Genomic DNA, 12,481 nt, shown 5'->3' with positions numbered 1-12,481 from the left:
GTTCTAGTAGTTGAGTTTACCAGCGATTCCCACCCGCTGCGGCTTTCGTCGTTGTGGGGCGGGCCGACCGGGTCAGGGCGTACGGCAGATCATCGTTCTGCATGGCGTCGAGTAGTTGCAGGGCCTGGGCTTCGCTCAGGTTCAGCCGCTGGAACCGACGGAGCAGTTCGTCCTGCTCGTCGGACCGCTCCACCTGTTGCTGGCTCATCGACTGATTGGGACTAGCTTGCTGCTTTTGCCGACTGACCTGCTGCTGGCGGAGCTTACCGGCGGGAGCTTTTCCCGAAAAGGTCTTTTTGATCAGTTCAAAATTATAACGGGCCGATTCGTTGTTTGCGTCTTCAAGCAGCGCCTGCTGAAATAAAATCAACGCCGTTGCACTGTCTTCCTGCATACACGCAATGACACCCAACTGGGTAGTCGCTACCGAACGTAAAGCTGTCTTATCGGAACGTAGCAAAGCCTCGTACTGGGGACGGGCTTTCTGATATTGTCTCAACTGAAAATACGTATGGCCCATATTGAGCCGGACCGCCGGGTCGAGCGCTGTTGTCCGGGTCAGGGACGTATAGAGCGTCAGCGCTTCCTGGTAATTGCCCGCGTCATAGGCCTTCTGCGCCTGCTGCCGTGCCTGGTTGTTGCGCGAAATCTGATTCGACAACAGTGGGTTGGTTAGCCAGGACCAGGCGGCAATGAACAGATAAATCATAGACGGATGAACGGACGAGTCGCCAAAATTAAGCGGAATCGGTGAGATGCGCTCACAATCGAAATGTTCGGAACGTAACTAACAGGTCAATAAGAATGAGTCCTAGGGCAATTAGCAGAAAATAGTAGTACTTGTTTGTCGAAATGGCAATCTGCTGCTGGTTGGTAAACGGCCCCTGCAACGACCGTAGTATACCAGCTAATTCGTAGACGTAACGACCGTCGGCGTCGGCCTCCACGTAACGGCCCCGGCTGTCGCGGGCGAGATTCTGTAGAAACGAGCGGTTCAGACGACTGCGTACAATCTGATTGTCATTGTCCCGTACAAAACCGGCTCCATCCCGAATCGACGAGCCGGCTTCGGTGCCAATCCCTACGGTGATCAGTGGTATATTATCCTGCCGAAGCCGCCCCAGTTCAGCCCGTTCGCAGGGGCCAAAGTTTTCGCCGTCGCTGAATAGAATAAGCGCCCGGGTACTCTGCCGGGTCGTTGAATCAGTGACGAATTTTTGCCGAGCCAGCGCTACAGCGCTACACAGGTCGGTTCCTCCCGACGAGGCTGGGTTAGGCTGAATATGCTGCACGAATTGTTTAAGCGCGTTATGGTCGGCGGTGAGGGGCGACAGGACGAACGGTTCGGCCGCCGTTAGAATGATCCCGAAGCGATCGGCCAGCAACGTATCGCTAAGTTGCTGTACGTCGTATTTGACCCGCTCGAGCCGGGAAGGAACAATATCATTGGCCGCCATCGATCGGGACACGTCCACGATCATAAAGACGTCGCGAGCGGTGGTTTCGAGTTTTTCGCTGGCTTCGCCGAAGGAGGGACCCAGTAAGGCAACAATCAGAAGCACTAAATAACTACCCCGCAGAAAAAACTTGGGGACTACCCCCCAGGCCGACGTGTTAAGCTGACGGGCTACCCAGAAAACGCGGCCTATGTAGAGCACATACAGTAGAACGAACAGGCCAATAAAAATAAATTCGGTGGTTGAAAATTGATAGAGCCAGTTCATACAGATGCTAACCAGACTGAAACAGAACCAGATGCCGATTCTGGCTGAATACGTTGCTGAGGCGAAAATACGGCTTCAAAAAAGATTTTAGAACTTACCCCTTGACGAAAACGCCGAATCACCATATCTTTGTGTCCCAATCGTCCGGAAGCGGATAATTGCCTGGAGAGATGCCTGAGAGGCCGAAAGGAACAGTTTGCTAAACTGTCGTACTGGTAACGGTACCGAGGGTTCGAATCCCTCTCTCTCCGCTGAGAAACTTGAAAAAAGTTTTTCACGAGTAATTAGGAACATCAAAAATTTTGATTACCTTTGCACTCACAAAATTCGGGGTGTAGCGTAGCCCGGTATCGCGCCTGCTTTGGGAGCAGGAGGTCGTAGGTTCGAATCCTGCCACCCCGACAACAAAATCCTCAAATCGATCTGATTTGAGGATTTTTTGTTTTTGCCTGGATTGCTGGTAGTTTTTCGGCAGCAAATCGCGAACAACACCGGATGAAGCTTGGCACAAAAAGGTATTTTTCTTCGACACTGGCTAGAGGACATTTTCGTTGCGGAATCTACTAGCCGTCGTTGCGAGGTTAGTGTTGCCGAAATCTTCAAGGCAGACTACAACGACTTTTCTGCTTGGGACAAAACTTTTCTGTTTAGGAAGGGAGGCTGAGTACCTGATAGATATGATTATAATTGGAAGGTTCCCACTATAAGCAATTGTAAGGCATGAATTCACAGGCTATTGATATTGATCAGCTCCCCATCAAAGAAAATGACTATTATGAATACAAGTCTAGCTTAACCAGTTGGGATAAGATAAAGGAAAAGCTACAAAAGGCAGCATCGGCTTTTGCTAATACAGGAGGGGGCTACTTTGTAGTAGGCATAGATGATAAATCAGGCGATGTTGATGGCGGAATTTCTAAGATATATGGGAAAAGACCAATAGAGGATTGGGTAGACAACATCATGAATCTGGTCGAGCCCAGACCTATCTACAGCGTAATACTATTAGAAGATATAAAGGGAAGGGGATTTTTAAAAGAGGAACATGCTGTCCTGTGCGTATTTGTTGAAGAAAGTAATGTAGGTCCCCATATGGCTTCGGATCATTGCTATTATATACGTGCAGGAAGCCATACGGTGCCAGCTAGGCACTTTATTGTTGAAGCCATACGTGCTAAACGCTATAACGCAAAGCCAAAGCTAACCTATCTACTAAGACTTAAACCTGATTATCAACAGGTGCTACAGCTTGGCGTAGTAGCTATAACAAATGCACCAGCGACAGACATAACAATATCGCTAAGTGCATATCCAGAAATTCTTGAAAAGCGGGCGCATGATTTCCCAATAAGTATTCCCCTAATAGACATGCAAAACCCTTTCTTCTTTGACGTTGACCTTTTCGCTACATCTGGGAAATCATTCCCCAAGGACATGAAGTTAAGGTTAGAATACTCTGACGTCTTGGGTAACAAGTACGAAGAGACATTTGATGTTGATCTGGGGTCGACGCCACCATTAGTAATTGGAGATCGGGATAAAAAGTTTTTAGAAGTATTTAAAGAGATTGTAAAAGCTATTTCTTCGATTCGTTAAAACGATATGCAGAATACAAAGTAGGTTAGTGAACATATAGAAAAGGATCTGACCTATTATTTTATTGCAAGCTCGAAAATTCGTCTCAATTCGCAGCGATGACAAGAAGTGTTTGAGGAAGCAAAAAATTGTGGTTTGTCAAGGATTTTCGAAAAAACTCTGGTTTCGAGAATATTTATATAAGAAAGTGCGAATGTTGTTGGCCTGAACGATGGTCTGACTGATCCAGTATTCAAGCACTGTCGGGCTACCCAGTCCGTGCTCTTCGGCAAAGTGAACGAAGGTGAGCCACACTGTTAGGTAACATGTTTCGCCCTTACTATTCGCCCTTACTATGTGTATATATATTACATATCGGTTTCGGGTACTGGGGGAGCTTAATTGGGTGTTACCGTAACGAGCTGGTCTATCTACGTTTACTTTGGACCCCGCATTTCATTCATACCGGTAGTTGTCTACGATAACTTCTTAACTATTTACAAGCTGTTTGGGCTTGTGAACCAAAGCTAACGTTAACGGCATCGGCGTTGGCCCCGTTGATGTAGCCGGTCACCCGCTGTTCTACGTTCGTGAAGTGCGCCTTAAGATTGATTGTTGCATATTCTCCGCTGGCCAGGCGTATTCCCACTTCGTTACGGCTAGTCTTAGTAACCGACCCACCGTCAACGCCCGTTATTTCTATTCCTTCGGCTTTACCGCCATTGCCCAAGAACTTGACTACCAATAAATCCGACGTCGTTGAGTCGCTGTTGGAGAGGCTAAACTGAATCGGGTGAGAACAAATACTGGATTGCTGGTTGTGATCACCAATGAAATCGCCGTTAATCCCGGCTGGGAGAGGTACTGATGCGTTAAAGCTCAATAACCCTATCAACAAAGGCAGGGCCGATAGATATTTTACACGTAAAAAAGTAGAGTGTATCATAGCTCAAATTGCGTTTACTGACCGTCAAGTTGAGCTTGCAATTTTTGTGCTATACTTATACGTTTTGCGCATTTGTTACTGTATGTCCGCAGGGGCCGATAAGGGTTTCTCGGCTCTTTATCTGTTTTTTGATCTGCGCAGTTCCTATCAAACTATTTACCGCACCGGATAGACCGTGCGTTGACACGGCTGATAAAGGCTATCGTCCCCACGATAGAGTCAGTATCCTAATCAACGCCCAGCGAGATACTGTCCTTGTTCGTCCTATAGATAGTGTATCCGGTTCAATTCTGGCTTTCGCGGTAATATATGTTTCTTAGTCCATTCTATAGAGCGAGGAAAGTAGTATAGGTAAAAGCTGTTAAAAATGGATTAATTTATGGATTAGTAACGCTGTTTAGAAATAGTAATTTTTATTTCTACTTATATTTTAAAGTTCTGATAATTAAAGGATTGAGTTGAGTTGGGTCTGTACTTATGAGCGAATGTCCAATCGAAGATATCAAAAACCATTTGATTTATGAATCAGTATATATACTGTGGTATTAAGGAGAGTAATCACCTGGTTACAGACGCGCAACAAGGGTAGTAGTTGCGTTCATAAAACAGATAGAAGTCCACATCTGGCGTAAGTTAATTGAGAGGACGACGTGCCTGGCTATCGGGGCGCACGAGTCGAATTGAATCACCAAAAGACACATAAATTATGAATCAAGCCTGGCTTTACCCGCTAATTCTTGCAGCTGGCGCGCTGCAAGCCTGGGGCCCGCCCATGAACGGGGCGTTGCTTAAATCAGTCACTAATCCGTGGCTGTCCAGCGTTATTTCATTTCTGCCGATCGTAGCCTTGCTGAGCTGCGTTTTTTTATGTTTGCCCAAACCCCTGCCGACCGGAGAGGGCTTGGCTACAATGCCCTGGTGGGCACCACTGGGCGGTCTGGTAGGAGCCGTGGCGGTTGTGGTAGGGTTGATGTTTGTCAATAAGGTTGGAGCCGGAACGCTGGCGGGTCTGACGATAACGGCCAACATCCTGATGTCGCTGCTGATCGATAAGTACGGCTGGTTTGGTATGCAACAGCATCCGCTGAGCATGGGCCGGATTGCCGGAGCCTTGCTATTAATTGGGGGGATCTATCTGGTTTCTAAATACTGATTTAGTTCACTCTCCCGAATTTGATCGCTACGAACCGCTTGCTGATGGATACAGACGAACCACTATTGTTTGCTCATCTGGGCGATTTGCACATCAAGAAGGCTATCGATCAGAACTACCTCGATTTTCTGTTGATCCTGGTACAACTGGAGACCGAATGTCGCCAGTACACGGATTTTATGGTGCTCCCCGGCGACAATGCCGACGATGGCCTCCCCGAACAATACGAGCTGGTGGCGACGGGCCTGAAACTGTTGAGCAGTCCCGTGTACATCATCACGGGCGATCACGACATGGCGTCGGGGAACCTGGATGCTTTCTACTCGATGCCCATGACGCGTAAGCTGCCGATGGCGGTTACCGTGAAGGGCATTCGATGCGTATTTCTGGATATGTGCGGTAGCGGGACGGGCGGCCCCGATTTCAAATTCGGCGCGGAGCAACTGGCCTGGTTAACCGATCAGCTCGGTCAGGCAAGGGATCAGCAGGAATCGGTCGTTTTGTTTATGCACACGTATCCGGCTGACTGCGTAGACGAACAGGAAACGTATGCACTGAATAGGCTGATTGCTGACCACCGGGTAGTCTTGGTCGACCTGGGTCATACACATTACAATGAGCTGGCGAACGACGGACACACTATTTTTGCGGCAACGCGCTCGACCGGCCAAATTGAGGAAGGCCCCGTTGGGTATTCACTCGTTAGTATCGATCGGGGGAAGGTCAGCTGGCGCTTCAAGGGCTTGCACGACGCGTTTCCGTTCGTTTTGATAACGACACCCGCTGACTATCGACTGTGGCGGGAGGACGATCAGCCACCTGTTGGCGGGCTAACGATAGTGCGGGCTGTCGTGCTGGGAAACCAGCCGCTGAGGCACGTTACTTGTCAGTTAAATCAGGGGTTGCCAGTACTCATGGCAATGTCGCCGGATGGCAAATACTGGGAGGCCGAACTGGACATCGTCGATCAGCCAATCCTGATGCTCACGGTCGAGGCCGCTGACGAGCGAGGCCACCCCGGTCGTCATACTATAGACCTGAAAACCCCCTTTACGTCGCAGCTAATGCGACACAAGCAGGGGAGCGATGCTGACTCAGTTGGTGCCTGGCTTCAGAATGGTATTCTGGGAACGCAGCTGGGACCCAATCGAAACGGTAGCGCGTGGTAATGTTATTTATTCTTACAAACTGCCTAAAAGTTAACTAGCAGTAGGTCTAAAAACCCCTAAATCCCCTGAAGGGGACTTGGTTCTAACAAGAGAAAAGTCCCCTTCAGGGGATTTAGGGGTTTTTAGACAGTTTCTCTTAATCAACATGGTCATCAGTAGTATCTGGATCATTGCACTGGTTGCCATTGCCGGTATTATTATTCGCCCGTTCAATGTGCCCGAATTTGTTTGGGCCATCGCCGGGGCTGGTTTGCTGCTTATTCTTGGACTGATTACGCCCGCCGAAGCGCTGGAGGGCGTCAGGAAAGGGACTGACGTGTACCTCTTTCTGACCGGTATGATGCTGCTGGCTGAGACAGCCCGTGATCAGGGATTGTTTGACTGGCTGGCGGTTCAGGCGACCAATCGGGCCGACGGGTCAGCCATTCGACTGTTCGGACTGGTTTATCTCGTCGGTATCGTTGTTACGGCCTTTCTGTCAAATGACGCCACGGCGGTCGTTTTGACCCCGGCAGTGGCAGCTGCGGTAAAGGCAGCCGACGTAAAGAAGCCGTTGCCGTACCTGTTCATCTGCGCGTTCATTGCGAACGCGGCCTCGTTCGTGCTGCCAATTTCTAACCCGGCCAATCTGGTTATCTATGGTACGCACATGCCGTCGCTGGTGCATTGGCTAGCCCAGTACGGATTGCCCTCAATCGTATCGATTGGGATTACGTACGCTGTACTTCGCTTTACCCAGCGGGATAGTTTACAGGAGCCCGTCGCGTGTAATATTCCCGTACCTACCCTGTCGACGGGGGGTAAATTAGCCCTGATAGGAATCGCCCTGACGGCGTTGGTATTGCTGGGTGCATCGGCTCTGGACGCTGAATTAGGTTTGCCAACCGCCGTTGCGGGTATCCTGACATCCATCGTGGTGATGGTGAAGACAAGAACCAATCCATGGAGTGTTATCAAACAAGTATCCTGGTCGGTGCTGCCACTGGTTGCCGGGCTGTTCGTGCTGGTCGAAGGCCTGAATAAAACGGGACTCGTCGATCAGTTAGCCACTTTGTTGCAGCAGGAAACGGCTCGCTCAGTCACGCAGGCGGCCTGGTTGAGTGGGGTAGGGCTGGCGCTGGTCTGTAACCTGATGAATAACCTCCCGGCAGGCCTGATCGTAGGCTCGGTGGTGCAGACCGGTGATATTCCGGACATGGTCAAGAGCTTTCTGCTGATCGGGATCGATCTCGGCCCTAACTTATCCGTTACCGGCTCGCTGGCTACGATTCTGTGGCTGGTCGCGTTACGTCGCGAGGGAATACGGGTCAGTGCGTGGGAATTCCTGAAACTGGGCATACCAGTGATGCTGATTGCCTTACTGGCGAGTCTGGCCGTTGTGTGGTTACAGTATCAATTCTAGTGACAATAGCAAAAATGATCCTTGTGTGGTGTAAGGAGACGTAACGCCGAAGCTTAAGAAAACTTAATTCCATCTTCAGTTTGCACTTAGCTGGTGCCCGTAGGTTTGCCAGCGTAACAAAACAACAAAAGTCATGCAAACGAAACAGGTAACCCTATACACCGCCCTGCTGCTAGGTACGTTAGTCGCTCCATTGCTTCACGCTCAGATTCCAGCCGGGACTCCTGCTCCTCCGGTTCAACTAGCCGATGCCGGCCCAAGACCACCCATGCCCGGTGGGCCACGGGGACCGCGAGGCCCTCAGGCTCAGACCATCACGTCGCTGACGACGTTGTCGGGTACGGTAGGGCAACTGACTGCTAACGAGGACGGTATTCTAAACGGCTTTACGATAAACGCCAACACCACTCCGCAGACCGTACGGTTTGGTTCGCACCTGGGGCAGCAGGTTAACGCGGCTGTTAAAGCGGGGAACCGCGTAACCGTAACGGGCTACAGCGAGGTTAGCCCAATGGGCGAAGCGACGTTCAAACTCGTGAAGCTCGACGCGGGCAAAGCGCAAGTCGTTGATGCTCCGCCATCCCAGCCCCAGAACCCAGTAACGCCAACGCGGCAAAGCATCAGTGGTAAAGTGGCAGATTATCAGCTTAACCGGGAAGGGCAGGTAAATGGGTTGATCATGAGTGATCAGACGGTCGTAAAAGTGCCCCCGCACGTGGCCGGACAACTGGCGACACTGGCTCCGAAGGGCAGTACCGTTACTATCGACGGCTACGCCCAGCCACTGGGTGAAGGACAGGTACAATTGCAAAAACATGCCACGGTGCGTGCGTCGGTGCTGACGGTGGGTGGCCAGTCATATCTTATTCAATAACCGAGGGAGCCGGAGTCATTCGTACCAGATTGGCTCCGGTTTTTCTTCTTACTTAACATCCCGATGAAACACGTTTTACGATACTAGATTACCGATGCATGCCACCCAGTTTTGGGTTGCAACAAGACTTACTCAATTAATTACTTCAGCGTTACGAAAAATGGTTGACACTATACCTGCTCCCCGTACCCGGCAACCGGGCAAAGGAAGCCTGCGCGCGCTCGACGCAGCTAATTTCTTTCTGGCCGACGTGCGCGATGGCCTCGGCCCGTATCTGGCCATTTACCTGCTTACAACCTTGCACTGGGACGCCCAGAGCATCGGTATTGCAATGTCGGTGATGGGTATTGCCACCGTCGCGACGCAGACGCCTGCGGGGGCGCTCGTTGACCGAACCCGCTATAAACGCCTGTTTTCGGTGGTGGCGTCCATGCTGATTGCATCGGCCGCCCTGTTGACCATCTCGTTTCCTACCTACGGGGTGATTATTGGTGGACAAGTGGCGATGGGTATTGCTGCCGCCTGGTTTACGCCCGCTGTCGCGGCTATTACACTGGGGATTGTGGGACCTAAAGCCCTGGACGGACGGGTGGGACGTAACGAAACCTTCAACCACGCCGGGAACGTATTTGCGGCTCTGTTGGCCGGGTTGATTGGGTATTACGTCAGCAGCGCCGGTATTTTCGTCTTGCTGTCGGTGATGTCGCTGATCAGCAGCTTCGCGATCTGGCGAATTCAGGAGAAAGACATTGATCACGATCTGGCGCGGGGTTGTCCCGACGGCGAAGATGCTGGAACGGATGATAAACCGTCGGGCTGGAGGGCTATCTTGAGTAATCGTTCTATCCTCTTTTTTGCGTTGGCCTGTGTGCTTTTTCACTTCGCTAACGCAGCTATGCTTCCCTTGCTGGGGCAGCGACTGGCCCAGGGTATCGACGCCGGGACGTCGTCGGCCTACATGTCGGCCTGCATTATTGTAGCGCAGGTTGTGATGATTCCTGTCAGTCACTGGGCCGGGAAATTGGCACCATCTGGACGTAAACGGCTGCTGTTGATTGCGTTCGCGGTGCTGCCCATTCGGGGGGTATTGTACACGTTGACCAACGAACCGACGCTACTGGTAGCCATCCAGATTCTCGACGGCGTAGGCGCAGGGATTTTCGGCGTACTATCGATTCTGGTAGTGTCTGATCTTACGCGGGGCAGTGGTCTGTTCAATACCACACAGGGCGCTATCGCCACCGCCGTAGGGCTGGGAGCCTCACTAAGCAATGCTTTCGCCGGAGGGATTCTGCTGCGGAGTAGCTACAACACGGTCTTTCTGGTGCTTTCTTGCATTGCCGTAGCCGCCGTGGCTGTGCTGTGGTTCTTTGTCCCCGAAACCAGCAAAAAAACGGCCTGATTTCAGTGGGCTAATTCCATTAATCACTCAACTTCTTTTCATGAATACGCTCCTTGACAAATCGAGGTTTTACGTTTTGTTGGGCCTCTCCGTTACCTGGCTGGCAACTGGCTGTATGAGCAGTCGGCGCGCGTCGGAAGCCCTGCAACGGGTGGCGCAGGATCACTGCGAGATCGATTCAAGCCATACATCTGGCTACGTATTTCGCCCGGCTTCCATTCAGGTCGGTTCGGCCGAAGAAACGTTATTGCAGGGACGCTACGGGCCACGGGCTCTGCGAATGGCACAGGCGGTAGGCCTGATCCCCCTGCTGGCGCAGCTGACCAAACTGGAAGCTGAGGAAGCCAACGCAGCACCAGCGAGTGGGATGCCGTCAACGGCGTATCTGGCCGTCCGGCAACGTATTACTGATCAGATTCAACTCGCCAATGCTGACATTGCTACGGCTTCTGCCCTGCTTGACTGCGATACCAAACGCGCTACGTTAACGGCAACCCTGCTGACCCGTCGGGAAAACATCCGCGAGAAGCGTATGACTATCAGCGCGATCACGATCGGGGCGGTGGCCATCATCGGAGCCAGTATACTAAATCTGCACGAAGAACACGTAACGGCCGACTGGCTGCACGTTGCCGGGGGAGTAGGAGAGGGCGCGCTGGGTGTGCTGGCCCTTCGCCAGAAACCACCTCGTATTAATTACTCACACGTTCGCAATCCGCTGCGCGACATCTGGGAGCGGCCCGGTCAGGATGGACCTGGGCCGGATGGATCTGGTCAGGATAGAACCGGTCAAGATATAGCTAGTCTGAATAGGTCTAATTCAGATGGAACAGCCCGATCGACTCTGTTTGCTCCGCTGGTCTGGTATTATCTCAATCAGCCCCGCATTGGCAACCGTCAGACGGTAGTTACCGAATTGCGGGAACGCTGGGAGGTATTAACATCACTCGATGCCGCCGGGAAACGAGCGAAAAAGCTCCATCACGAAGTCGATTATTTCGGTGCGGGTGATGACTACGACGCCGAAGCCCTGACGTTGCGCGCGACGATGCTGGGTGAGTTAGAAACCGAAATCAAGCTGATGAATAACGACCTGACCATCCTGCTGAACGAGATTGTAAGTCAGCAAAAAGATCGGACGCCACGACGTTGAGCACCTGTGGCCGAATTAATTCTTTCTTAAGCCTTTCTTCATATCGGTCAGGCATTTTTGGATTGTAAAACACACAAATCCAATGAAGAAAATAATTTTGACGGCCTCCGTACTGGCTACGATGATCGTGACCAGTTGCAGTAAAAATGGTACAATTGGCCCCGATCAGCTTTCGGTAGCTAACGCCCGTGTCGGCTCATCAACGCAAGCCGTTACGCTGATTTCTCCACTGCCCACGTCGACATTGCCTGCTGGCGTGAAAACGTATCTGGATCAGAAGTATGCTGGCTATTCGCTGATAAAAGTAGACCGCAAACGCCAGCCTGGTACAACAACTTTTGAGGGGACAAAGGTTAAATTCGTACAAAACGGAACGCTGGTTGACCTGGATTTTGACGCCAACAACGCGCTGGTGGCAAAACCCACCGGGCCACAGGGTGGGCCAACGCCCCCACCTGCGCCCGCCGGTGACCACGCGGTTAGCTACGTAGCAAAATCTGAACTTCCGGCTGCGGTGGCCGGTGTGATCAGCAGTAGTACGTACGCATCGTACACATACGGCTGGACTGAGCTACATGTGCACGACGGCGTAACGCAGTACGACGTAAAACTCTTTAGCAATAACCAGCCGACAACCCTGCACCTGAACGCTAGCGGAGCCGTCGTTACGCCAACGCCCCCTGCTGGTCCGGGCGCTCCTGTATCGGGAACGGCTACTGCCCCTGTGTCTGGTACGACTAACGCCCCGGTTCCGCCCGCACCACCCGTGCCGAAGGCCCCTGTATCGGGAACGGCCACGGCTCCCGTGTCAGGTACCGCAACGCCCCCAGCTCCGCCAGCGCCAGCTAACCGGTCGTTCATCCTGGATAGCAGCAAGCTACCGTCGGCTGTCGGGTCATATTTGCAGACGAATTTCAGCGGGTACACCTTCCTGGCGGCCGAGCTAAACACCCCGCCAACGGGGACTACGGGCGAATACATGCTTGATGTCGCAGTCGGTAAGCAACTATACAAGGTTCGCTTGACGTCAGCTGGTGAGTTGCTAATGGCCGAAGCCCGCAATTAATTCCAACCGATCGTTCG

General features: G+C 51.8%; 11 protein-coding genes and 2 tRNA genes. 10 read left to right on the top strand and 3 right to left on the bottom strand.

Features of this window, described 5'->3' with window-relative positions; genetic code table 11:
* Positions 1–16: 16 nt before the first annotated feature.
* Together ACYVAD_RS00745 and ACYVAD_RS00740 are read right to left on the bottom strand one after the other, a co-directional pair.
* A complete protein-coding gene (locus ACYVAD_RS00745) occupies positions 17–709 on the bottom strand; it encodes a tetratricopeptide repeat protein (protein WP_461137553.1) in 693 nt (230 codons plus the stop codon).
* Between the two features lie 52 nt (positions 710–761).
* The gene (locus tag ACYVAD_RS00740) at positions 762–1,724 is read right to left on the bottom strand and encodes a vWA domain-containing protein (protein WP_461137552.1); all 963 of its coding nucleotides are present in this window, start codon (positions 1,722–1,724) and stop codon (positions 762–764) included.
* Positions 1,725–1,888: 164 nt separating this feature from the next.
* Here ACYVAD_RS00740 and ACYVAD_RS00735 point away from each other — a divergent pair.
* The 3 genes from ACYVAD_RS00735 to ACYVAD_RS00725 all read left to right on the top strand — a co-directional run bounded on the left by ACYVAD_RS00735 (position 1,889) and on the right by ACYVAD_RS00725 (position 3,320).
* Positions 1,889–1,975, top strand: a tRNA-Ser gene (locus ACYVAD_RS00735).
* 77 nt (positions 1,976–2,052) lie between these two features.
* Positions 2,053–2,126 (top strand) — tRNA-Pro (locus ACYVAD_RS00730).
* Positions 2,127–2,444: 318 nt separating this feature from the next.
* Positions 2,445–3,320, top strand: coding sequence for an AlbA family DNA-binding domain-containing protein (locus ACYVAD_RS00725; protein WP_461137551.1), 876 nt, complete (start codon positions 2,445–2,447; stop codon positions 3,318–3,320).
* 472 nt (positions 3,321–3,792) lie between these two features.
* On the opposite strand, the gene ACYVAD_RS00720 is transcribed toward ACYVAD_RS00725, so the two are convergent.
* Complete coding sequence (locus tag ACYVAD_RS00720; RefSeq protein WP_461137550.1) at positions 3,793–4,245, bottom strand: hypothetical protein; 453 nt, start codon at positions 4,243–4,245, stop codon at positions 3,793–3,795.
* A gap of 706 nt (positions 4,246–4,951) precedes the next feature.
* Here ACYVAD_RS00720 and ACYVAD_RS00715 point away from each other — a divergent pair.
* From ACYVAD_RS00715 to ACYVAD_RS00685, 7 genes are all read left to right on the top strand, one after another.
* A complete protein-coding gene (locus ACYVAD_RS00715) occupies positions 4,952–5,398 on the top strand; it encodes a DMT family transporter (protein ID WP_461137549.1) in 447 nt (148 codons plus the stop codon).
* Positions 5,399–5,442: 44 nt separating this feature from the next.
* Positions 5,443–6,567, top strand: coding sequence for a metallophosphoesterase family protein (locus tag ACYVAD_RS00710; protein WP_461137548.1), 1,125 nt, complete (start codon positions 5,443–5,445; stop codon positions 6,565–6,567).
* Between the two features lie 145 nt (positions 6,568–6,712).
* A complete protein-coding gene (locus ACYVAD_RS00705) occupies positions 6,713–7,969 on the top strand; it encodes an arsenic transporter (RefSeq protein ID WP_461137547.1) in 1,257 nt (418 codons plus the stop codon).
* 133 nt (positions 7,970–8,102) lie between these two features.
* Positions 8,103–8,843: a hypothetical protein gene (locus ACYVAD_RS00700; protein WP_461137546.1), complete on the top strand. Its 741-nt coding sequence runs from the start codon at positions 8,103–8,105 to the stop codon at positions 8,841–8,843.
* A gap of 160 nt (positions 8,844–9,003) precedes the next feature.
* The gene (locus ACYVAD_RS00695; protein WP_461137545.1) at positions 9,004–10,245 is read left to right on the top strand and encodes an MFS transporter; all 1,242 of its coding nucleotides are present in this window, start codon (positions 9,004–9,006) and stop codon (positions 10,243–10,245) included.
* Between the two features lie 40 nt (positions 10,246–10,285).
* Positions 10,286–11,398, top strand: coding sequence for a hypothetical protein (locus ACYVAD_RS00690; RefSeq protein WP_461137544.1), 1,113 nt, complete (start codon positions 10,286–10,288; stop codon positions 11,396–11,398).
* 82 nt (positions 11,399–11,480) lie between these two features.
* The gene (locus ACYVAD_RS00685) at positions 11,481–12,464 is read left to right on the top strand and encodes a hypothetical protein (RefSeq protein ID WP_461137543.1); all 984 of its coding nucleotides are present in this window, start codon (positions 11,481–11,483) and stop codon (positions 12,462–12,464) included.
* The last annotated feature ends 17 nt before the right edge of the window (positions 12,465–12,481 follow it).

The organism is Spirosoma pomorum (assembly GCF_054776615.1).
This window is presented reverse-complemented; position numbering and strand designations above follow the sequence as displayed.

Coding starts and splice junctions, on each gene's coding strand:
- ACYVAD_RS00695 (WP_461137545.1), top strand. CDS start 9,004: ATGGTTGACACTATACCTGCTCCCCGTACCCGGCAACCGGGCAAAGGA.
- ACYVAD_RS00715 (WP_461137549.1), top strand. CDS start 4,952: ATGAATCAAGCCTGGCTTTACCCGCTAATTCTTGCAGCTGGCGCGCTG.
- ACYVAD_RS00720 (WP_461137550.1), bottom strand. CDS start 4,245: ATGATACACTCTACTTTTTTACGTGTAAAATATCTATCGGCCCTGCCT.
- ACYVAD_RS00740 (WP_461137552.1), bottom strand. CDS start 1,724: ATGAACTGGCTCTATCAATTTTCAACCACCGAATTTATTTTTATTGGC.
- ACYVAD_RS00700 (WP_461137546.1), top strand. CDS start 8,103: ATGCAAACGAAACAGGTAACCCTATACACCGCCCTGCTGCTAGGTACG.
- ACYVAD_RS00690 (WP_461137544.1), top strand. CDS start 10,286: ATGAATACGCTCCTTGACAAATCGAGGTTTTACGTTTTGTTGGGCCTC.
- ACYVAD_RS00710 (WP_461137548.1), top strand. CDS start 5,443: ATGGATACAGACGAACCACTATTGTTTGCTCATCTGGGCGATTTGCAC.
- ACYVAD_RS00725 (WP_461137551.1), top strand. CDS start 2,445: ATGAATTCACAGGCTATTGATATTGATCAGCTCCCCATCAAAGAAAAT.
- ACYVAD_RS00705 (WP_461137547.1), top strand. CDS start 6,713: ATGGTCATCAGTAGTATCTGGATCATTGCACTGGTTGCCATTGCCGGT.
- ACYVAD_RS00685 (WP_461137543.1), top strand. CDS start 11,481: ATGAAGAAAATAATTTTGACGGCCTCCGTACTGGCTACGATGATCGTG.
- ACYVAD_RS00745 (WP_461137553.1), bottom strand. CDS start 709: ATGATTTATCTGTTCATTGCCGCCTGGTCCTGGCTAACCAACCCACTG.